Annotated in this window: 19 protein-coding genes; 11 read left to right on the top strand and 8 right to left on the bottom strand. The window is 63.9% G+C overall.

What is annotated here, in order from left to right:
• A complete protein-coding gene (locus ASF04_RS25830) occupies window positions 1–2,718 on the top strand; it encodes a PEP-CTERM sorting domain-containing protein (RefSeq protein WP_156368775.1) in 2,718 nt (905 codons plus the stop codon).
• Window positions 2,719–2,720: 2 nt separating this feature from the next.
• Here the strand turns inward: ASF04_RS25830 and ASF04_RS25825 are convergent, their stop codons facing one another.
• Genes ASF04_RS25825 through ASF04_RS25810 form a run of 4 tightly spaced genes read right to left on the bottom strand, consistent with a single transcriptional unit; the run spans window position 2,721 to window position 6,320 of the window.
• A complete protein-coding gene (locus ASF04_RS25825) occupies window positions 2,721–3,656 on the bottom strand; it encodes an AraC family transcriptional regulator (RefSeq protein WP_056148334.1) in 936 nt (311 codons plus the stop codon).
• A gap of 42 nt (window positions 3,657–3,698) precedes the next feature.
• Complete coding sequence (locus ASF04_RS25820) at window positions 3,699–4,640, bottom strand: HD-GYP domain-containing protein (protein ID WP_056148332.1); 942 nt, start codon at window positions 4,638–4,640, stop codon at window positions 3,699–3,701.
• Window positions 4,641–4,649: 9 nt separating this feature from the next.
• Window positions 4,650–5,834, bottom strand: a complete 1,185-nt coding sequence (locus tag ASF04_RS25815) for a pyridoxal phosphate-dependent aminotransferase (protein WP_200931147.1) — start codon at window positions 5,832–5,834, stop codon at window positions 4,650–4,652.
• Between the two features lie 54 nt (window positions 5,835–5,888).
• The gene (locus tag ASF04_RS25810) at window positions 5,889–6,320 is read right to left on the bottom strand and encodes a putative toxin-antitoxin system toxin component, PIN family (RefSeq protein WP_056148329.1); all 432 of its coding nucleotides are present in this window, start codon (window positions 6,318–6,320) and stop codon (window positions 5,889–5,891) included.
• A gap of 32 nt (window positions 6,321–6,352) precedes the next feature.
• On the opposite strand from ASF04_RS25810, the gene yaaA reads away from it, so the two are divergent.
• Entirely contained in the window at window positions 6,353–7,123 is a 771-nt protein-coding gene (gene yaaA / locus ASF04_RS25805; protein ID WP_056148327.1) for a peroxide stress protein YaaA, read from the top strand.
• A gap of 50 nt (window positions 7,124–7,173) precedes the next feature.
• On the opposite strand, the gene ASF04_RS25800 is transcribed toward yaaA, so the two are convergent.
• Window positions 7,174–7,980, bottom strand: a complete 807-nt coding sequence (locus ASF04_RS25800) for an outer membrane protein assembly factor BamD (protein ID WP_026637084.1) — start codon at window positions 7,978–7,980, stop codon at window positions 7,174–7,176.
• Window positions 7,981–8,046: 66 nt separating this feature from the next.
• On the opposite strand from ASF04_RS25800, the gene ASF04_RS25795 reads away from it, so the two are divergent.
• Window positions 8,047–9,099 carry an RluA family pseudouridine synthase gene (locus tag ASF04_RS25795; RefSeq protein WP_056148323.1) on the top strand — a complete coding sequence of 351 codons (1,053 nt, stop codon included), beginning with the start codon at window positions 8,047–8,049 and terminating at the stop codon, window positions 9,097–9,099.
• Window positions 9,100–9,101: 2 nt separating this feature from the next.
• Window positions 9,102–9,890, top strand: coding sequence for a peptidoglycan editing factor PgeF (pgeF, locus tag ASF04_RS25790; RefSeq protein WP_056148322.1), 789 nt, complete (start codon window positions 9,102–9,104; stop codon window positions 9,888–9,890).
• 3 nt (window positions 9,891–9,893) lie between these two features.
• Here pgeF and ASF04_RS25785 read toward each other — a convergent pair whose 3' ends face one another.
• Window positions 9,894–10,103: a hypothetical protein gene (locus ASF04_RS25785; RefSeq protein ID WP_019920738.1), complete on the bottom strand. Its 210-nt coding sequence runs from the start codon at window positions 10,101–10,103 to the stop codon at window positions 9,894–9,896.
• Window positions 10,104–10,152: 49 nt separating this feature from the next.
• On the opposite strand from ASF04_RS25785, the gene phaC reads away from it, so the two are divergent.
• Window positions 10,153–11,868, top strand: a complete 1,716-nt coding sequence (phaC, locus tag ASF04_RS25780) for a class I poly(R)-hydroxyalkanoic acid synthase (RefSeq protein ID WP_056148318.1) — start codon at window positions 10,153–10,155, stop codon at window positions 11,866–11,868.
• Between the two features lie 197 nt (window positions 11,869–12,065).
• Window positions 12,066–12,629: a polyhydroxyalkanoate synthesis repressor PhaR gene (gene phaR, locus ASF04_RS25775; protein ID WP_019920740.1), complete on the top strand. Its 564-nt coding sequence runs from the start codon at window positions 12,066–12,068 to the stop codon at window positions 12,627–12,629.
• Window positions 12,630–12,711: 82 nt separating this feature from the next.
• Here phaR and motA read toward each other — a convergent pair whose 3' ends face one another.
• Window positions 12,712–13,569, bottom strand: a complete 858-nt coding sequence (gene motA, locus ASF04_RS25770; protein WP_056148316.1) for a flagellar motor stator protein MotA — start codon at window positions 13,567–13,569, stop codon at window positions 12,712–12,714.
• A 176-nt stretch (window positions 13,570–13,745) separates the two neighbouring features.
• Between motA and rimO the strand changes: the two genes are divergently transcribed.
• From rimO to ASF04_RS25745, 5 genes are all read left to right on the top strand, one after another.
• The gene (gene rimO / locus ASF04_RS25765) at window positions 13,746–15,149 is read left to right on the top strand and encodes a 30S ribosomal protein S12 methylthiotransferase RimO (RefSeq protein ID WP_152882135.1); all 1,404 of its coding nucleotides are present in this window, start codon (window positions 13,746–13,748) and stop codon (window positions 15,147–15,149) included.
• Window positions 15,150–15,229: 80 nt separating this feature from the next.
• Entirely contained in the window at window positions 15,230–16,399 is a 1,170-nt protein-coding gene (locus ASF04_RS25760; RefSeq protein WP_056148312.1) for a cystathionine beta-lyase, read from the top strand.
• Entirely contained in the window at window positions 16,396–17,454 is a 1,059-nt protein-coding gene (gene hisC / locus ASF04_RS25755; RefSeq protein ID WP_056148309.1) for a histidinol-phosphate transaminase, read from the top strand. The genes ASF04_RS25760 and hisC overlap by 4 nt, the downstream gene beginning before the upstream one ends.
• Before the next feature lie 51 nt (window positions 17,455–17,505).
• A complete protein-coding gene (locus tag ASF04_RS25750) occupies window positions 17,506–18,735 on the top strand; it encodes a putative DNA modification/repair radical SAM protein (RefSeq protein WP_056148655.1) in 1,230 nt (409 codons plus the stop codon).
• Entirely contained in the window at window positions 18,732–20,174 is a 1,443-nt protein-coding gene (locus tag ASF04_RS25745) for a UdgX family uracil-DNA binding protein (RefSeq protein WP_056148306.1), read from the top strand. Before ASF04_RS25750 ends, ASF04_RS25745 begins: the two co-directional genes overlap by 4 nt.
• Here the strand turns inward: ASF04_RS25745 and ASF04_RS25740 are convergent.
• Window positions 20,171–20,533, bottom strand: coding sequence for a hypothetical protein (locus ASF04_RS25740; RefSeq protein WP_056148303.1), 363 nt, complete (start codon window positions 20,531–20,533; stop codon window positions 20,171–20,173). The genes ASF04_RS25745 and ASF04_RS25740 overlap by 4 nt on opposite strands.
• Window positions 20,534–20,543 lie beyond the last annotated feature (10 nt).

Here is a 20,543-nt window from a genome sequence, read left to right as displayed (position 1 = left end):
ATGAAACAATTCTCTTCAAAGCAAGCTCTGGCAGTCGGACTGACGCCGTTGTTGTTGTCGCTGGCAGTCGCCAATGCATACGCGGCTGACGTGGTGCGCACCGGTAACGCCGGCCAGCATGGCGCCGACGCGACCGCGCCGCTCGTCGCTGGCGCCGCCGGTAAGGCCGGCCAGTCGCTGACCATCAACCCCGGCAATGCCGGCACCTTGTATAACCGCCTGACCGTCATTGGCGGCCGCGGTGGCAATGGCGGCGCGGGCGGCCCGCCGCTGCAGGAAGGCGACGCCGACGCCGGTACCGGCGGTAGCGGCGGTCACGGCGGCGCCGCCAGCGCCACCACGCTCGACCTGACCGGCTACGCCGGCGCGAGCGCGCTCGGCGGCGACGGCGGCCATGCCGGCGCCACGCCCGGCTTTTTCAACTTCACGCCTGCCGATCCAGCTTACGGTAACGGCGGCAACGGCGGTGCGGCGAGCAGCAAGGCCACTACCACTGCCGTCGGCAACGCCACCGCGCTGGCGGTGGCCGTGGGCGGCACCGGCGGCGACGCCAACGGCGGCGCGGTCGGTATTGCCGGTGTCGGCGGCGCAGCTACTGCTGCCGCCAGCGCCACTTCGCTCACCGGCAACGTTTCGGCCACGGCCGAAGCCACGGGCGGTGCGGGCGGCAACGGCGCCGCCATCGCCTGGCGCGGCGCCCGCGGCGGCAACGCCACGCTGACCAATGCCGCGCGCGGCACCACTGCTGGCGGCACTGTCACATTGACCCAGCGCGCCACGGGCGGCAAGGGCGGCAATAATTCGGAAATCACGATTCCGCCGTTCCAGGACCTGGCGACCGATGTCCGTGGCGGCAACGCGGTTTCCACGCTGGTGTTGCAGGACCGCACGGCAAGCGCGCTGACACTCAATATTTCCAGCCTCGGCGGTGACAGCGGCAACCCGGCTTTTGGAACAGCATACGACGGCGGGGCCGCAGCCAGCGCCCTGACGCTTACCGCTGGCCGCAGCGGCGCCGGAATTGACGCGCTGGTGACCGCCGCCGGCGGCGCGAGCGGGTTCCAGTATAACAACAGCGGCACAGGTGGTGCCGCTACCGCCAGCGCCGACTTGCGCGGCAACGGCGCGGTCAACGGCCGCGTGCTGGCCACTGGCGGCAATGGTGGGTACGGCGGCAACGCCACCGCCTCGCTGCGTGGCAGCGGCGCCGGCACCGTACGCGGCACGGTCGAGGCCAACGGTGGTGCGGGCCAGGATAACCGGTCCGTGCTCGACAAAAACAACTACGGCGCGGCGACGGCCAACCTGGCGTTGTCGGGCGACGGCGCCCAGGGCGGCAGCTTCAGCAACGGCAGCTATGCCACCAGCAACACCACGGTGTCGGGCACCGGCATGCAGGCGGTCGATGTGCAGTCGCAGGCGGTGTCCAACGGCGCCAGCCCCCTCAATCTCGGCGCGGCAATCGCCAATACGGTCGTCAACACGGTGCGCGCCGGCGTTGCTGCCGGCACTGCCGCCGTGCGCGCCGTCTCGGTTGCCCTCGGTGGCGAACGGATCGAAACCGCCACGGCGACGACCGACGTGCGCGCTGCAGGCGACATCGTCGCCAGCAGCAGGGCGGTAGGTGGTTACACCAGCAACGGCGCCACCGACTCGCTGGCCGGCACATCCTTGAGCAAGGCCAGGGCGGTGAGCAGCGGCGTGCACAACGTCAGCGTCACGTCCACCGCGCTCAGCAACATGGGCGACGCCAGTGGCGCGCGCGCGTTCCGGGGCGACGCCACTGCCAATGCCTACGGCCGTTCCGGCAGCGGCATTGTCGAGAGCGTCGCTGTGGCGCGCGGCGGCATTTCCAGCTACACCGTTGCCGAAAGCAGCAGCCATGCCAATGCTGCCGCCATCGCGGTCAGCACCCGCGCCGGCGGCGTCAGCCTGGCGCGTGCCGAAGGCGAGGCGCTGACGCTGAACGTCAAGGCCACGGCGCAAGGCATCGCGGCAAGCGGCGGCGCAGTCACTTATGCGGCCGGCGCCAGCAGCGCGCGCGGCAACCTGGCGCAGACTTCGGCCTCGAGCCAGTTCCGCGCCAGCGCTTTCGCGTTGCCGCAGCTGGCAGCCGTTTCTACCATGTCCGCCCACGTCGGCGCCGGTCCGGTCGATGCTGGTGCGCTGGGCCTGGGCGCCAATGTCGCTGCCGCCATTCCGACCGTGCTGGGCACTGGCGTGCACGCGGCCGGTATCGAAGCGCTTATCGACGACAATCCGACCGTGCTGACCACGTCGGGCGAGTTCAGCTTTGCCACCGACAGCGCGCAGCGCCTGCTGCTGGGCTTTGTATCGTCCACCTCCGCTGGCGCCGGTTTCGATGCGCTCGATCTCACCATCAGCAACAACGGCGTGACCTTGCTGTCGCAAAGCTTCGCCACGCTCGCTGCCGCCAACCTGTTCTTCAACGACCACGTGCTGGACCTGGGCCTGTTCGGTGCCGGCAACCAGCACCTGGTGATCAACTCGTCGATGACGTATGCCCAGCAGGGTGCGTATGCGTTCAACTATGTGCTCGGTGGCGGATCGTCGTTCAACACTTCGGCGCTCGGTGTGGCTATGCTCGACAATGTGTCGGCAGTGCCGGAACCATCGGCCTGGCTGATGATGAGCCTGGGCATGGGCGGCATGTTGCTGGTGGCACGCCGCCGGCGTAAAGCGGCGTCGGCTGCCTGAAGTTAGCGGCGCCGGGTGGCGGTGTTGTCGGCAGCCACCGGCGTGCCGGCGCGCCAGGCGCTCGGCGTCATGCCGAAGTGATTGCGGTAGGCGCGTGAAAAATGCGCGGGATGGCTGAAGCCGAACTGGTAGGCGATCTGGCTGATCGGCTGGCCGCTGCATTCCGGGTCGCGCAAGGCCAGGTGGCACAGTTTCAACCGCGTGTCCCACAGCCAGGTGCTGAAGCTTTGCGCCTCGCCTGCAAACAGGCGGTGGATGTGCGCAGCTGAAATGCCGAGCGCTTCGACCAGCTCGTTGATCGACAAGGTGCTGTCGCCAATTCGCTTGAGCGCGTACTGGCGGATGCGGCCCAGGTGATACTGGCTTAAGCTCGGGCGGCGCTGCTGCTCGGCCACCACCACGCCCAGCGCGCAGGCGGCCAGGGTTTGCCGCAAAGCTTCCGCCGCGTGCAAGGCTGCGGCCCGGGGCAGGGCGGCGTAGTCGGTGGCGACGTGGCAATCGGCCATCGCCGTCAACAGCGCCACCTGCGGCTGGCGGCAATTCTGCACCACGCCCAGCAGGGTATCGACTAGCGGACACAGGCTGCGCATCGGCGCTGCCGGTATGCGCGCCACAGTCACTTCGAACGGTTCCTCGAAATCGAGCCGGTACGGTTGTCCCGCTTCGTGCACCAGCATGTCGCCGGGGACCAGCCGCAATGTGCTGCCGTGCTGCACCAGCGTGGCGGTGCCGCGCCGCTGCCAGATCACCAATAAATACGGTTCATTGCTACCAGTGCGCAAGGGACTGTCGCGCTGCACGCTGTGGCGCGCGCCGGCCGCTTGTGTCACCGTGACCGTGTCCAGTACCTGGCTGTGGTAGGTGCCGGGAAAGTCTGTGACGGTGTTCATATCGAACCACGGGGCGGGATGGGCGGCGGTAACGGCTGTGGTCGGCATGGTGGTTCGGTGGTTGAAAGATGTCAGCGCGGCCGCAGCCGGCTACAGGCCGGCTTGCGCGCCCCACACCTGCTTCATGCTGAAGCGGGTGTCGGCATCGTCTTCGGTGATCGCTGCGGCGATGGCTGTGGCCGGTAGCGGTCTGGCTTCGGCGGCAACTGCCACGCCGGCCGCATTGCGCAGGCAGATTACTTGTGCCGCACCGTTGCTGCCTCGGCGGGTGACCACGCCGATTTCGCCGCCGTGCAGGCGCACCAGGCAGCCGGGCGGGTAGTCGCCCAGTTCGTCATGGAATAGTACCAGCAGATCCGGATCGACCGGGCTGGCGCGGTCTTCGCGCAGGTTGCGGATGGCGGCGTCGGGCAGGATCGAGCGCCGGTAATTGCGGGCCGAGACTTGCGCGCAATACCGGTCGGCCAGGCTCAGCAGTTTGGCGTTGAGCGTGACTTCGGGGCTGGCGATGCCGGCCGGATAACCGCTGCCGTCGTCGTTTTCGTGGTGCAGCAGTACGCATGAAATCCAGTCGTCGTCCTGCACGCCTGCGCATTGCAGCAGGTTGGCCGAATCCTCGGGGTGGCGCCGCACGACGGCCAGCTCTTCGCTCGATAGCGGCGTGTGCTTGTTCTGGAACGTGTCCTGGTGGCGCAGCATGCCCACGTTCATGGTCAGCGCGGCGGCGGTGAGGGTCAGCGTTTCGGCGTCGGTTTTACCAAGCCGGCGCGCCATGACCACGACGATGACGGCCGTCTCGATACAGTGGCGCACCGCGTAGCTGCCGGCGATCTGGTTGAGCAGGATGGCGGCCAGGGCAATGTCGGCGTGTTGCTCCACGGCGTGGACCACGTCGGCGGCAATCTGCCGCAGCGCGCCCTCGGCATCGGGTTCGTTGCGCAGGTTTTCCAGCAGGTGTTCCAGCCGGCGGTTGCAGGCATTGAGCAGATGCAGCACGGAGGCCGATGGCATACCAGGATCAAGGCTGGCCATGGTCGGCTCCTAGATGGTGGCAAGGCGCGCCAGGGCCAGCGCCAGCGTGGCGTCCTGCTTGGCAAAGCAGAATCGGACGATGCCCGACTCGATGCCGTGCTGGTAGAACGCCGAAACGGGAATTGCCGCCACCTTGATTTCGGTGGTGAGCCACTCGGCAAATTCGGCCTCGGTCTGCGACGAAATTTTATCGTAGCGCACGCACTGGAAATACGTGCCGTCGGCTGGCAGCAATTCGAAGCGGGTGCCGGCCAGGCCGTCGCGGAACAGGTCACGCTTGCGCTGGTAAAACGCCGGCAGCTGCAAGTACGGCTGCGGATCGGCCATGTAGCTGGCGATGCCATGTTGCATCGGCGTATTCACGCTGAACACATTGTATTGGTGCACCTTGCGGAACTCGGCCGTGAGCGCGGGCGGCGCGGCCACGTAGCCGATCTTCCAGCCGGTGACGTGGTACGTTTTGCCAAACGACGACACCACGAACGCGCGCGCCGCCAGTTCCGGGTGGCGGCACACGGATTCGTGGCGCTGGCCGTCGAACACCATGTGTTCGTACACCTCGTCGGACAGGATCAATATATTGGTGCCGCGCACGATGTCTGCCAGCGCATGCATGTCCGAGCCGCGCAAGATGCTGCCGGTGGGATTGTGCGGGGTGTTGATGACGATCAGCCGGGTGCGGCTGGTGACGGCGGCTGCCACCTTGGCCCACGGCACCGTGTAGCCGCTGGCGCGCATGTCCATCTGCACGCATACGGCGGTGCCGCCCGCGAGGGTAATCGCCGGCACATAGCTGTCGTACACGGGTTCGATCACGATCACTTCGTCGCCCGGGTGCACGCAGCACAGAATGGCGGTCGTCAGCCCCTGGGTGGCGCCGGCGGTAATCGTGATGTCGTTGACGTCGTACTGCTGGCCGTACAAATGGGCGATCTTGGCGGCAATCGCCGCGCGCAAGGCCGGCACGCCGCTCATGAAAGGGTACTGGTTGAAGTCGGCCTGCATCGCGTCCGTGACGGCATCGAGCAGGCTGCGTTCGCATGGAAAATCGGGGAAGCCCTGGCCCAGGTTGACGGCGTCCGCTTGCGCGGCCAGCATCGACATGCGGGTAAACACGGTGGTGCCGACGGCCGGCAGGCGGCTGGCAAGGACGGGGGAGTCTATGGTGCTGCTGCTGGGTTGGCTGCTAGTCATGTCGGCGATGTGGTGGGCGGATCGCCTATTCTAGCGCAGGTCAGCGCGTGTGCGTCACCCTTCGAGCGACCACTTCTCGGGCAGCACCACCTTGAACATGCCGGCCTTTACCAGGCGCTTGCCCAGCTTGAGCAGCGCCTTGTCCTTCGTGATCAAGACGCTGGCCTGGGCGTCGCGCGCCACTTCGAGGAATTTCTGGTCGTCGCGGTCGGTGCACACGGGCAGGCGCACGCCCGATTCCGCCGGCGCTACCACCTTGATCAGTGCGTCGAAGCGGGCGGCGGCCAGCGGCCGGCTGTCGTCGTCGAGCGGCAGATGCTTGTAGTGCAGCACGATATTGTATTCGTCGCGGCAGTCGGAGCGGGTCACCGCTTCGACCTTGCCGGTCTCGAGCGCATCAAGCAGCACAGCCCAGCGCGGATCCCTGAAGACGAACAGGTCGAGGCAGACGTTGGTGTCGATGACGATGCGGGGAACGGGTATCATGTCGGAAGTTCAGTAAATAGGTTAATCAGAATATGTTGATAGTGCTGTCGCCCGCCAAAAGTCTCGACCTCGAAACCCCTCCCACGACCAGGTTAGTTTCCCAACCTGCGTTTCTCGACCAGTCGGCCCTGCTGATCGACCGCCTGCGCGAATTTTCGCCGGACCAGATCGGCGAGTTGATGGACCTGTCCGACAAGCTGTCGTCACTCAACGTGGGCCGTTACGCCTCGTGGACCAAGGAGACCACCGAAGGCCGCCAGGCCATCATGGCCTTCAACGGCGACGTCTATGCCGGCTTCGACGCCTACAGCTTGAGCGCCAAACAGATCGATTACGCCCAGGCCCACGTGCGTATCCTGTCCGGGCTGTACGGCATGCTGCGTCCTCTCGACCTGATCCACCCGCACCGGCTGGAAATGGGCACGCGCCTGACCACGGCGCGCGGCAAGAACCTGTACGACTTCTGGGGCGAGACCCAGACCCGCGCCCTGAACGCGCTGGCAGCCGAGCAGGGCGCGAAAGCGCTGGTCAACCTGGCATCCGAAGAATATTTCAAGTCGGTCAAACCGAAGCAGCTCGATGTCCCGGTGATCACGCCGCAGTTCGAGGACTACAAAGGCGGCAAGTACAAGATCATCTCGTTCTACGCCAAGCGCGCGCGCGGTTTGATGGCGCGTTACGCCACCGTCAAGGGACTGAGCGACCCGCAAAAGCTGAAAAAATTCGACGTGGACGGGTACGCGTTCGATGCGCAGGATTCAAGCGAGACGACGTGGATTTTCCGGCGCAAAGTTGCCGAGTAAAACCAGGTAAAGAAAGAAAAACCGGGATGTTGATCCCGGTTTTTTTTTAATTACTTGCTGCTCCAGAACTTCCACCAGTGACGCTCGGCCTTCTTGCCTTCGTCGAGGAACTTGCTGTTCGGGTAGTTCAGGCGGAAGACGCGTTCGGTGTCGTTGCGCAGTTCGGTCATGCCCAGCTTGTCGTAGCTGCGGATCATGATGAACAGCGCTTCCTCGATCGATGGCGAATCGCGGTAGTCGTCCATGATGCCCATGGCGCGGTTGGCCGCTGCCAGGTAGGCGCCGCGGCGGTAGTAGTAGCGCGCCACGTGCACTTCATACGACGCCATGGCGTTGACCAGGTAGCGCATGCGCTGGCGGGCATCGGGCGTGTACTTGCTGTTGGGGAACTTGTCCACCAGCTGTTTGAACGCTGCATACGCCTCGCGCGTGGCCTTCGGATCGCGCTCGGTAACATCCTGCTCGTACACAAAGTTCAACAGGCCAACCTGGTCGTTGAAGTTGACCAGGCCGCGCAGGTAGTACATATAATCGACGTTGTTGTGATTGGGATGCAGCTTGATGAAGCGCTCGACCGCTGCCAGTGCCTGCGCCTGGTCCTGCGATTTGTAGTAGGCATAGGCGATTTGCATCTGCGCCTGCTGGGCGTACGTACCGAATGGATAGCTCGATTCGAGGCGCTCGTACAGCTGAATTGCGCGCTCGTAGTGCGCTCCTTCGAGTTCTTCGGTCGCCTCCGAGTATAATTTCGAAGCGGTCCAGCCCTTTGTTTCGTCCGTCTTGTCCGAGAACACTCCGCACGCCGACAAACTAAGCATCACTAACGTTGCTGCGACTACCGATAATTTTTTTTGCATGTTGTTTTGCAAGAAGCTGTTTAACCAAAGTTTTACAATAGGCTGATTATAGCCGATGGGAATGCTGTGATATTAACTCCAAAGCCGAATTCGACCGAATCCTCCACCGAACTCGCCCTCGATCCCTCCGACCTCGACACCACGATCGTTCTCGACGCCGACGGCGACGAGGATGACAGCCTGGCGCCGATCGAACTGGAACTCACGCCTGACGCGTGCGGCCAGCGCCTCGACAAGGTCATCTCGGGCCTGGTGCCGCAATTTTCGCGCGGCCGCCTGCAGATGTGGATTACCGACGGCTTCGTCAGCGTTGATGGCAAACCGGCAAAAAGCACCAAGGATACGGTCTACGGCGACGAGAAGATCGTCATTCTGCCCCAACCAGCGCCGGAAGACGAGGCTTTTAAACCGGAACAGGTAGAACTTAACATCGTTTTTGAAGACGACCACCTGATCGTCATTAACAAGCCGGCCGGCCTGGTGGTCCATCCGGGTGCCGGCAACTGGAGCGGCACGCTGCTCAACGGCCTGCTGTTCCACTGCCCGCAGCTGGCCGGTGTACCGCGCGCCGGCATCGTCCACCGGCTCGACAAGGACACCAGCGGCCTGATGGTCGTCGGCAAAACTTTGGCTTCGCAGACCGACCTGGTGCGCCAGCTGGCCGCGCGCACTGTCAAGCGCGAATATTTCGCGCTGGTGTGGGGCACGCCGCGCATCAGCGGCACCATCGACGCCTCCATGGGCCGCCATCCGAAAGACCGCATCAAGATGGCGGTGTCCACCAGCATGGGCGCCAAGCCGGCCATTACCCACTATGAACTGCTGGCCAGCGGCGACCTCGATCGTCGTCCGGTCAGCCTGATGCAGTGTCGCCTGGAAACTGGCCGCACCCACCAGATCCGCGTGCACATGATGTCGATCGGTTTCCCGCTGGTGGGCGACACCACCTATGGCAAGCAGCACCTGTCCAACGTTTTCCCGCGCCAGGCCCTGCAAGCGCGCCGCCTGGGGCTGGTGCATCCGGCCACCGGCGAGCAATGCGAATGGGTCGTGCCGCTGGCTGAAGATTTCGCCGGCCTGATCGCCCAGGCCGGTATTGCCGAACCGGAACAGCACTAACAATGAACAGTAATCCACAGTGGCTGGTGCCGCATTGGCCGGGTCTGCCCGCCAATGTGGGCATGTTGTCCACCACGCGGCGCGGCGGCGTGAGCCCCGCGCCGTATGACGACGGCATGGGGCAGGGCGGCCTCAACCTGGGCACCCACGTGGGCGACCAGCCGCACAATGTCGCCCGCAACCGCCAGATTCTGCGCGACATGCTGCCCGACGACCCGGCGTGGCTGGCGCAGGTGCACGGCACCGTGGTGGCCGACCTGGGCAAGGTCGGGCCGCAGCAAGTGCCCGAGGCGGACGCCAGCATGACCACCATCGCCGGCAAGGTGTGCGTGGTGATGACTGCCGACTGCTTGCCGGTGCTGTTTTGCGATGTGCGCGGCACCGTGGTGGCTGCCGCCCACGCCGGCTGGCGCGGCCTGGCTGCCGGCATGCTGGAAAATACCATCGAAGCCATGCGCGCCGCCGGTGCCGGCGACCTGATGGCCTGGATGGGGCCGGCCATCGGCGCCTACCAGTTCGAAGTGGGCGGCGATGTGCGCCAGGCGTTTTTGCAGGGCGCGCTGGACGATTCGAGCGTGCGCCACGTGACGGCGGCGTTTACGCCGATCGAGCACAAGCCGGGCAAGTTCCTGGCCGACATCTACGCGCTGGCCCGGCACCGCATGCTGCGCGCTGGCGTGGCGCAAGTGCATGGCGGTGAGTACTGCACGGTGGCCAATTCCGGGCGCTTCTATTCGTTCCGTCGCGACGGCGTCACCGGACGCCAGGCAAGTTTGATCTGGCTCAAATAAGTGTCAGGTGGCGCTGGACTTTTTAGCGTCTCGCGCCGCCTGTTCCGCTGCTTTGCGGCGTGCTTTTCTCTTCCCCGTTCCCGCGATGTAAATCAAGGTCCCCAGCGGCAGCACGCAATAGAACAAAAACGTTACAATTCCCGCGACGATGGTCGGCTCGGTAAGCGCCATCAGTCCCACGACGTAAATCCACGCAATAGCAACAATCAGCATGTAGCAACCCAGGTTAAGAGATATTCAATATTTTTTTAGGGAATCACACATGAATTTGCCCGATCCGCAAGCCATTGCCAACGCCTGGATGTCCCAGGTGGGCGACCCCAGCCAATGGCAATCCTGGTTCAGCAAGGCGCCCACCACCGAGGCGAACCCGATGGCCAACATGTTGCAGGATATCGGCGTTGCGCTCAAACCGGAAGCAATGGAGCAGCTGAAAAACGATTATCTGCGTGACTTCACCGCGTTGTGGCAGGATTTTTTGGCTGGCAAGGCGCCAGCCGTCAGCGACCGCCGCTTCAGCTCGGCGGCCTGGCAGGGCAACCCGATGTCGGCCTTCAATGCCGCATCTTACCTGCTCAATGCCAAATTCCTCACTGCCATGGTGGAAGCAGTGGACACCGCGCCCCAGCAAAAGCAGAAAATCCGCTTTGCCGTGCAGCAGGTGATTGATGCCATGTCGCCCGCTAACTTCCTGGCGACCAACCCGGAAGCGCAGCAAAAACTGATTGAAACCAAGGGCGAGAGCCTGACGCGGGGCCTGGTCAATATGCTGGGCGACATCAACAAGGGCCATATCTCGCTGTCGGACGAATCGGCCTTCGAAGTCGGCCGCAACCTGGCCATCACCCCGGGCACCGTGATTTACGAAAATCCGCTGTTCCAGCTGATCCAGTACACGCCGACCACGCCTACCGTGAGCCAGCGTCCGCTGTTGATGGTGCCGCCGTGCATCAACAAGTTCTACATCCTCGACCTGCAGCCGGAAAATTCGCTGGTGCGCTACGCGGTGGAGCAGGGCAACACCGTGTTCCTGATCTCGTGGAGCAACCCGGACAAGTCGCTGGCCGGCACCACCTGGGACGACTACGTGGAGCAGGGCGTGATCGAAGCGATCCGCATCGTCCAGGACGTCAGCGGCCAGGACAAGCTGAACATGTTCGGCTTCTGCGTGGGCGGCACCATCGTTTCCACCGCGCTGGCGGTACTGGCGGCGCGCGGCCAGCATCCGGCGGCGAGCCTGACCTTGCTGACCACCTTCCTCGACTTCAGCGACACCGGCGTGCTCGACGTCTTCGTCGATGAAACCCAGGTGTCGCTGCGCGAACAGCAATTGCGCGACGGCGGCCTGATGCCGGGCCGCGACCTGGCCTCGACCTTCTCGAGCCTGCGTCCTAACGACCTGGTGTGGAACTATGTGCAGTCGAACTACCTCAAGGGCAATGAGCCGTCGGCGTTCGACCTGCTGTTCTGGAACTCGGACAGCACCAATCTGCCGGGCCCGATGTTCTGCTGGTACTTGCGCAACACGTACCTGGAAAACAGCCTGAAGGTGCCGGGCAAGCTCACCGTGGCCGGCGAAAAGATCGACCTGGGCCTGATCGACGCCCCGGCCTTCATCTACGGCTCGCGCGAAGACCACATCGTGCCGTGGATGTCGGCGTACGGTTCGCTCGACATCCTCAACCAGGGCAAGCCGGGCGCCAACCGCTTCGTGCTGGGCGCGTCGGGCCATATCGCCGGCGTGATCAATTCGGTGGCCAAGAACAAGCGCAGCTACTGGATCAACGACGGTGCTGCAGCCGATGCCCAGGCCTGGTTCGATGGCGCACAGGAGGTGCCGGGCAGCTGGTGGCCGCAGTGGGCCGAATTCCTGGCCCAGCACGGAGGGAAGAAGGTCAAGCCCAAGGCCAAGCCCGGTAACGCCCGCTACACCGCGATCGAGGCGGCGCCGGGTCGTTATGTCAAAGCCAAGGGCTGACCACGGGGGACTGCCACACTACCGGACTCGACTATTAGTTGCGTTGCAATAAATGCCAGCACTATTGCGAGTTTCTGCAATTTTTCTACTTTCCCCTCTATAATAGGATCGAGTAGGCACGTGAAAAGCGGACCGAAGTTCGCTTTTTGTTTCGAATTGTTGGAGACGCGCTGCGGCGCAATAAAAACGGACTTGTGATGAGTAGTGCGAAAAAAAATGCTGACCGCCTGATCAAAAAATACCCGAATCGTCGTCTGTACGATACCCAGACCAGTTCCTACATCACGCTGTCCGACGTCAAGCAGCTGGTGCTCGATAACGAAGTATTCACCGTGGTCGATGCCAAGACCAACGAAGATCTGAGCCGCAGCATTCTTCTGCAAATCATTCTGGAAGAAGAGGCCAGCGGCGCGCCGATGTTCTCGAGCGACGTGCTGTCGCAGATCATCCGCTTCTACGGCCACGCCATGCAGGGCATGATGGGCTCGTACCTGGAAAAGAACGTCCAGGCCTTCACCGACATCCAGCGCAAATTCACCGGCACCACCCCCGGCGCCATCGATGGCAAAGCGTTTAGCCCGGAAATGTGGACCCAGTTCATGAACGTCCAGGGCCCGATGATGCAAGGCATGATGAACAACTACATCGACCAGAGCAAGAGCCTGTTCGTGCAGATGCAGGAGCAGATGCAGAACCAGAGCAAGACACTGTTCGGCACCTTCCCGTTCGGTCCGGTGGTACCGCCAACCGACAAGAAGTAATCCTGCGCATTGGTGAAACTGAACGGCACAGTGGCGTTGGTTACTGTGCCGTTTTTGTTGGAGGTTGGTAGGGATTTCCGACTCAGCGCTTCCCTGGCCGCAAAATCGACTCCAGCTCCGCAAACGACGGCCGCTGCTTGGCTGAAATCACCTTGCGCCCGAACTCCACCGCCAGCGACGGCGCGTAGCCGTTCAGGCTGGCGATGATGGTGACTTTTATGCACTGGAGCACGCCGGTCGATTCCTGCAGCTTGCGCTCGAGCAGGCTGGCGATCGGGCCGAACACGCCGTAGGCCAGCAGGATGCCGAGGAAGGTGCCCACGAGGGCGGCTGCGATCAGGTTGCCCAGTTCGGCCGGGGGCAGGCCGACCGAGGCCATGGTGTGGACCACGCCCATCACGGCGGCAACAATGCCGAAGGCGGGCAGCGCTTCAGCCACCTTGTGGATGGCGTTGATCGCCAGCTCGCCGTCCTGGTGATGGACGTCGATTTCGTTGTCCATCAGGTTTTCGATCTGGTAAATGTCGATATTGCCGTTGATGATCAGGCGCAGGTAGTCGGTGATGAATTCCACCAGGTGGGGATCGGCCATCACCAGCGGGAATTTCAGGAAGATCGGGCTGCTCTGCGGGTTGTCGATTTCGTTCTCGATGGCCATCAGGCCTTCGCGGCGGGCCTTGGTCAGCAGCTCGAACATCAGGCTCATCAGGTCCACGTAGAGGGCGCGGGTCTGGCGCGCGGTCTGGAACAGGGTGGGCACGGCGTCGTACACGGCCTGGCGCGACTTGCCATCGTTGGCGATCACGAAAGCGCCCAGTGCGCCGCCGGCAATCATCAGGAATTCGTAGGGCTGGAACAGGGGCGCCAGGTGGCCGCCCTCGAGCGCAAAGCCGCCAAATATCGCGCCCAGGGCGATTACGATGCCAACAATAACTGCCATGGAAGGTCCAATCGTGAATTCCGACAAGGCATCACGATACCATCTTGCAGTACGGAAAGATATACAGATGAGCATGGATCCAACATCGATTCGGCATGCGCGGTGGTGAGGTCTTCTCCGCAGCAAGGGCGATCGGGTATAATGCCCGATTGCCCGGCATCTTCATGACACCCAACATGCAATCGCAACCACTTTCCCGTATCACCAAGCCTGCAGCAGCCACCACCATTACCGGTGCGGCGCCCAAAGTCGGCTTTGTCTCGCTCGGCTGCCCCAAGGCGCTGGTCGATTCCGAACAAATCCTGACCCAGCTGCGCGCCGAGGGCTACGAGACTGCCAAGTCCTATGACGGCGCCGACCTGGTGATCGTCAACACCTGCGGCTTCATCGACGCGGCCGTGCAAGAGTCGCTCGACGCCATCGGCGAAGCGCTGGCCGAAAACGGTAAGGTCATTGTGACCGGCTGCCTCGGTGCGAAAAAAGACGCCGCCGGCGACGATATCATCATGAAGGTGCACCCGAAGGTGCTGGCCGTGACCGGCCCGCACGCGCTGGCCGAAGTAATGGACTCGGTCCACTTCCACCTGCCCAAGCCGCACGAGCCGTTCATCGACCTGCTGCCGCCGCAGGGCATCAAGCTCACGCCAAAACACTACGCTTACCTGAAAATCTCCGAGGGTTGCAACCACCGCTGCTCGTTCTGCATCATCCCGTCGATGCGCGGCGACCTGGTGTCGCGCCCGATCGGCGAGCTGCTGCTGGAAGCGGAAAACCTGTTCAAGTCGGGTGTCAAGGAACTGCTGGTGATTTCGCAGGACACCTCGGCCTACGGCGTCGACGTCAAGTTCCGCACCGGCTTCTGGAACGGCCGCCCGATCAAGACCCACATGACGCAGCTGATGGAAGCGCTGGGCGAGCTGGCCAAGTCGCATGGCGCCTGGGTACGCATGCACTACGTGTACCCGTACCCGCACGTGGACCAGGTCATTCCAATGATGGGCGAGCACGTGCTGCCTTACCTCGACATCCCGATGCAGCACGCGCATCCCGACGTGTTGAAGCGCATGAAGCGTCCGGCCAGCGGCGAGAAAAACCTCGACCGCATCCTGGCCTGGCGCAAGATGAACCCGGACCTGACCATCCGCTCGACCTTCATCGCCGGCTTCCCGGGCGAGACCGAAGAAGAGTTCCAGTACCTGCTCGACTTCCTCAAGGAAGCGCAGATCGACCGTCTCGGCTGCTTCGCCTATTCGCCGGTCGAAGGCGCTACCGCCAACGAACTGGCCAACCCGGTGCCGGAAGAAGTGCGCGAAGAACGCCGTGGCCGCGTGATGCTGCTGCAGGAAGAAATTTCGAAGAACCGCCTGAAGGCCAAGGTCGGCAAGACCGTGCGCGTGCTGATCGATGAAGTCAACCGCACCGGCGGCGTTGGCCGTTCGGCAGCCGATGCGCCTGAAATCGACGGCGTGGTGTACGTGAAGCCACCGTACGAGCCGCACAAGAAGCTGGTCGTGGGCCAGTTCGTCGACGTGCGCATCACGACTTCCGATGCGCATGACCTGTGGGGCGAGGCGCAATAAGCTGCTGCGGGGCGGCTATAATACGGGCGGAGCATCGATCATCTCGATGCTCCGCCTTTTTTTATTCGCTTGTTCCTTCGATGACCACCAAAAAATCCCCGCAGACCGCCCTGATCCACTCCGACTACCGTCCTCCCGCAGGCTTCAGCGCGTTCCCCACCGCGATCCACCACGCCTCCACGGTGCTGTTCGAAAACGTGGCTGCGCTGCGCTCGGGCGAGTGGAAGGACAAGAACGCCTATACCTACGGCCTGCACGGCACGCCCACCACGTTTACGCTCGAAGCCCGGCTGGCCGAAATCGAGGGCGGCACCCAGTGCCTGCTGGCGCCCAGCGGCCTGGCGGCGATTGCCATGGTCGATTTTGCGCTGCTCAAGACTGGCGACGACGTGCTGTTGCCCGATAACGTCTATAACCCCAACCGTGAACTGGGGCGCTGGCTGCATGCCGATTTCGGCATCACCGCGCGCTACTACGACCCGTTGGTCGGCGCCGGCATCGCCGAGCTGATACTGCCCAATACAAAACTGATCTGGGCCGAGGCGCCCGGTTCGGTGTCGATGGAAGTGCCCGACCTGCCGGCCATCTGCGCCGCCGCCCACGCGCGCGGCGTGCTGGTCGCGCTGGACAACACCTGGGCGGCCGGCCTGGCCTTCAACGGTTTCGAGCACGGCGCCGACATCGTCATGCAGGCGCTGACCAAGTACCAGTCGGGCGGCTCGGACGTATTGATGGGCGCCGTCATCACGCGCGACCGCGCCATCCACGACCGTCTGAGCCTGGCCCACATGCGCCTGGGCCTCGGCGTGGGTGCGGACGACGCCTACCTGGTGCTGCGCGGCCTGCCCACCATGCGCCTGCGTTTCGAGGCCCACGACAAGTCCGCGCGCAAGGTGGCGGCCTGGCTCAAAACCCGTCCCGAGATCACCCGCGTGCTGCATCCCGCGCTGCCCGACTGTCCTGGCCACGATACCTGGCAGCGCGACTTTACCGGCGCCGGCGGCCTGTTCTCGGTGATGTTCGACGCGCGCTACACGGAAGAGCAGACCGACCGCTTTGTCGATGCCTTGCAGCTGTTCGGCATCGGTTACAGCTGGGGCGGCGCCAACAGCCTGGCAGTCCCGTACCGCATCGCGCACATGCGCAAGAACTGGCAAGAACAGGGCATCCTGGTGCGCTTTAACATCGGCCTGGAAGACGCCGATGACCTGATCGCCGATATTGAACAAGCATTGGAGTTGATGAAATGAGTCGTTTCTGGAGCAAAGTAGTTCATGGCCTCACGCCATACACACCTGGCGAGCAGGTACGCATGCCGGGCCTGATCAAGTTGAACACCAACGAAAACCCGTACGGTCCGTCGCCGAAAGCCGTCGCCGCCATGCAGGCCGCCGTGGACGACGACCTGCGCCGCTATCCCGATCCGGCCAACCTGGCGTTCAAGGATGCGGTGGCGCGGCGCCTGGGCGTGCGGCGCGAGCAGGTTTTTGTCGGCAACAGTTCCGACGAAGTGCTGGCCCACACCTTCCACGCGCTGCTCAAGCACGAACTGCCGCTGCTGTGCCCCGACATCAGCTACAGTTTTTACGCCACGTATTGCAGCCTGTATGGCATCACGGCCGTGCAGGTGCCGCTCAATGACCGCTTCGAGATCGACGTCGAACATTACAACGCACCGTGCGGCGCCATCATCATTGCCAACCCCAATGCACCGACCGGCATCGCGCTGTCGCTGGCGCAGATCGAGGCGCTGTTGCTGGCGCACGCGGACCAGGTAGTGGTGGTCGATGAAGCCTACGTGGACTTCGGCGGCGAGAGCGCCAGCGCGCTGGTGGACCGCTACGACAACCTGCTGGTGATCCAGACGCTCTCGAAATCGCATTCGCTGGCCGGCCTGCGGGTGGGCTTTGCGGTCGGCCACCCGGACCTGATCGCGGGCCTCGAGCGCGTAAAAAACAGTTTTAACTGCTACCCGCTGGGACAGGTGGCGCAGGCCGGCGCGGTCGCTTCGCTGGACGACGTCGAGTACGCGCAGCAGACGGCGCGCGCGGTCATCGCCACGCGCGCGTGGCTGACGGCCGAGATGCTGGCGCTGGGCTTCGAGGTGCTGCCGTCGCGCGCCAATTTCATCTTCGTGCGCCATCCGCAGCACGACGCGGTGACGATTGCCGCCGGTCTGCGTGAGCGGGCGATTCTGGTCCGCCACTTCAAGCAGGCGCGCATCGACCAGTTCCTGCGTATCTCGATTGGTACGGATGCCGAGTGTGCGGCACTGGTCGATGCACTGAAGACGCTGCTAGCCTGACCCGTTCTGATATACTGTATGCATGCACAGTATATCGAGACGAGGTGGGACGTGGAACTGACGGACAAACTGGAAATCCTGGCCGATGCGGCCAAGTACGACGCCTCGTGCGCCAGCAGCGGGGCGCCCAAGCGCCATTCGGTGGGCAAGGATGGCTTTGGCGCCACCACCGGCATGGGCATTTGCCACAGCTACACGCCGGACGGGCGCTGCGTCTCGCTGCTCAAGATCCTGCTGACCAATTACTGCCTGTACGATTGCCAGTACTGCGTCAACCGCCGCACGTCCAACGTGCCGCGCGCACGGTTTACGGTGGCCGAAGTGGTCAAGCTCACCAAGGATTTCTACCTGCGGAACTACATCGACGGTCTGTTCCTCAGTTCCGGAATCATCCAGTCGGCCGACTACACGATGGAGCAGCTGGTGCAGATCGCCCGCGAGCTGCGCGAGGTGCACCAGTTCCGTGGCTACATCCATTTGAAAACCATCCCCGATGCCGATCCGGCGCTGATCGCCGCCGCCGGCCGCTACGCGGACCGCCTGAGCGTCAACATCGAGCTGCCCACTCAGGACAGCGTGCAGAAACTGGCGCCGGAAAAAAGCGTGCATACCATCAAGCTGGCCATGGGCTCGATCCGCCGCAAGCTTGACGAAAAGGCCGAGGAACCGAAGTCGCCGCGCTTTGCGCCGGCCGGCCAGAGCACGCAAATGATCGTGGGGGCGGACGCCAGCGACGACCAGCAAATCCTGAAAACCGCCGAAACCCTGTACGGCAGCTACAAGCTCAAACGCGTGTACTACTCGGCTTTCAGTCCCATCCCGCAAAGCCCGAAAAGTGTGCCGCTGGCGCCCCCGCCCATGATGCGCGAGCACCGCCTGTACCAGGCCGATTTTTTATTGCGCAGCTACGGCTTCCAGGTCGATGAACTGCTGCCCAAGACGGGCAACCTGGCGCTGGACATCGACCCCAAGCTGGCCTGGGCGCTGGAAAACCGCGAACACTTCCCGATGGACTTGAATCGCGCCGAGCCGCACATGATCGCGCGCATTCCCGGCATCGGCCTGCGCAACGCCCAGCGCATTGTCGATCTGCGCCGCTTGCGCCAGGTGCGCTACGCCGACCTTACGCGCTTGAAGTGCAGCATGAAGAAAATCGCGCCGTTCATCATCACGGCCGATTACATTCCGGTCAACGACGCCGGCCCGTCCGAGCATCTGCGCCGGGCGATGGCCGTGCCGGCCCAGCAGATGAACCTGTGGCCTGAGCTGCAAGCGGCATGACGCGCCGGGTCGTCCAGACGTTTGCCGAATGGCGCACGGCCGCCCGCGACCTGGTGGCGCGCAGCATCGCGCCCGAGTACGTGGAGTGGGCCAGCGAACCGGAAGACGGCGACCTGTTCTCCGGCTTCGGCTCCCAGGCCGGCGCGGCGGCGCTCAAGGCTGCGCCGCCGCCGGGCACCGAGTTGCGCCTGCCGCGCCAGCTGATGGACATGATCGAGGACGCCGCCTGTTTCAATGCGCTCGACCGCTGGTCGTTTTTATACAAGGTGATCTGGCGCTGGCATTTGGGCGAGCGCGACGTGGTGTCGCCGGCCGATGCCGACGGCGCCCGCCTGTACGCGATGGTCAAAGCCGTGCACCGCGAGCAGCACGACATGCATGCCTACGTGCGCTTCCGCGAGCGCAAGGAGGAAGATGGCGCGCCGCGCTTCGTGGCCTGGTTCGAGCCCACCCACGACGTCCTGCCGCAGGTGGCGCGCCACTTCGCCCGCCGCATGGGACCGATCACCTGGATGATCGCCACGCCGAATCAGGCCATCCTGTGGGACGGCGAGCAACTGATCGAAGCGCCATCGCTGCTGCGCACCGCGGCCGATATCGAGGACGCCGGCGAGGCGCTGTGGCTCACCTATTACCGCAGCATCTTCAACCCGGCGCGCGTGAATGCCGACCTGCTGCGCAGCCATATCCCGTCGCGGTTCTGGAAGAATTTACCGGAAGGCGCGATCGTGCCGGCCATGGTCACCGCCGCCAACAACGGCGAGCGCCGCACCGGCCAGACCGGCACCGTGGGCCAGCGCGGCGGCGCTACCAGCATTCCGATTGCCCCGGAACGCGCGCAGCCGCAGCGCGAGGTACCCACGTCGCTCGACCAGTGCCGCCGCTGCCCACTATGGGAAAACGCCACCCAGGCCGTGGCTGGCGTGGGACCGGCGCAGGCGCGCATCATGCTCGTCGGCGAACAGCCGGGCGACCAGGAGGATTTGCAGGGGTTGCCGTTCGTGGGACCGGCCGGCGCGGTGCTGCAACAGGCAATGCAGGAGGCCGGGGTGGATCGCGACAGCATTTATCTGACCAACGCCGTCAAGCATTTCAAGTGGGAGCCGCGCGGTAAACGGCGCCTGCACAAGACGCCGGCGCAGCGCGAGGTAGCCGCGTGCCACCTGTGGCTGGAAGAGGAACTGAAGCGGGTGCAGCCGCAAGTGGTGGTGGCGCTGGGCAGCACCGCGCTGAAATCGCTGTTGCAGGATGGTTCGGCCACCATGACGTCGATGATGAACGATGGCCACCCGGCGCCGGTGCAGCACGACGGGCGCTGGGTGGTCACCGTCTATCACCCGTCGTACGTGCTGCGCGCGCCCGATGAAACAGCGCGGCGCCAGGCCTACGGCGTGATCGTCGAAGGCCTGCGCCAGGCGCTGCAGCTGGTCGGGCGTTAAACGGCCGCCGCTTCGTTGTTACTGAGGCGCATGAAGCCGGCGATCAGGCGGTAGGCTTTCCACAGCCAGGCGCCGAGCCAGATCAGGTACGCCAGGGGAATGCCGATAATGGTGATGAACGCCAGCGCACCGACGGCCACCCACACCACGTACCACCAGAACGAGCGGATCATCCACGTGTGGTGGCTGTGCACGAAGGTGCCGGTGGTGCCGGGGCGCTGCGCATAGTTGATCACCAGCGGAATCACCGAGAACAGGCCCAGTGAAAAGATAAAGCTCACGGCATGCACGATGTACAGCCACCAGGCGGTTGTCTTGGCCGAGCTGTCACGACCATCGAGTATCAGATCCTGCGACATGGCGATTCCT

The sequence above is a fragment of the Duganella sp. Leaf61 genome, assembly GCF_001421905.1.
Taxonomy (GTDB): domain Bacteria; phylum Pseudomonadota; class Gammaproteobacteria; order Burkholderiales; family Burkholderiaceae_D; genus Rugamonas; species Rugamonas zoogloeoides.
The sequence above is the reverse complement of the archived record's forward strand: the minus strand, read 5'-3'. Positions and strand labels throughout refer to the sequence as shown.

Bases quoted from the DNA above. Each gene is read 5' to 3' on its own strand.
- ASF04_RS25740 (WP_056148303.1), bottom strand. From the start codon at position 20,533: ATGTCGCAGGATCTGATACTCGATGGTCGTGACAGCTCGGCCAAGACA.
- ASF04_RS25825 (WP_056148334.1), bottom strand. From the start codon at position 3,656: ATGCCGACCACAGCCGTTACCGCCGCCCATCCCGCCCCGTGGTTCGAT.
- phaC (WP_056148318.1), top strand. From the start codon at position 10,153: ATGAATTTGCCCGATCCGCAAGCCATTGCCAACGCCTGGATGTCCCAG.
- ASF04_RS25830 (WP_156368775.1), top strand. From the start codon at position 1: ATGAAACAATTCTCTTCAAAGCAAGCTCTGGCAGTCGGACTGACGCCG.
- ASF04_RS25760 (WP_056148312.1), top strand. From the start codon at position 15,230: ATGACCACCAAAAAATCCCCGCAGACCGCCCTGATCCACTCCGACTAC.
- rimO (WP_152882135.1), top strand. From the start codon at position 13,746: ATGCAATCGCAACCACTTTCCCGTATCACCAAGCCTGCAGCAGCCACC.
- hisC (WP_056148309.1), top strand. From the start codon at position 16,396: ATGAGTCGTTTCTGGAGCAAAGTAGTTCATGGCCTCACGCCATACACA.
- pgeF (WP_056148322.1), top strand. From the start codon at position 9,102: ATGAACAGTAATCCACAGTGGCTGGTGCCGCATTGGCCGGGTCTGCCC.
- ASF04_RS25785 (WP_019920738.1), bottom strand. From the start codon at position 10,103: ATGCTGATTGTTGCTATTGCGTGGATTTACGTCGTGGGACTGATGGCG.
- ASF04_RS25810 (WP_056148329.1), bottom strand. From the start codon at position 6,320: ATGATACCCGTTCCCCGCATCGTCATCGACACCAACGTCTGCCTCGAC.
- ASF04_RS25815 (WP_200931147.1), bottom strand. From the start codon at position 5,834: ATGACTAGCAGCCAACCCAGCAGCAGCACCATAGACTCCCCCGTCCTT.
- ASF04_RS25800 (WP_026637084.1), bottom strand. From the start codon at position 7,980: ATGCAAAAAAAATTATCGGTAGTCGCAGCAACGTTAGTGATGCTTAGT.
- motA (WP_056148316.1), bottom strand. From the start codon at position 13,569: ATGGCAGTTATTGTTGGCATCGTAATCGCCCTGGGCGCGATATTTGGC.
- ASF04_RS25745 (WP_056148306.1), top strand. From the start codon at position 18,732: ATGACGCGCCGGGTCGTCCAGACGTTTGCCGAATGGCGCACGGCCGCC.
- ASF04_RS25820 (WP_056148332.1), bottom strand. From the start codon at position 4,640: ATGGCCAGCCTTGATCCTGGTATGCCATCGGCCTCCGTGCTGCATCTG.
- phaR (WP_019920740.1), top strand. From the start codon at position 12,066: ATGAGTAGTGCGAAAAAAAATGCTGACCGCCTGATCAAAAAATACCCG.
- yaaA (WP_056148327.1), top strand. From the start codon at position 6,353: ATGTTGATAGTGCTGTCGCCCGCCAAAAGTCTCGACCTCGAAACCCCT.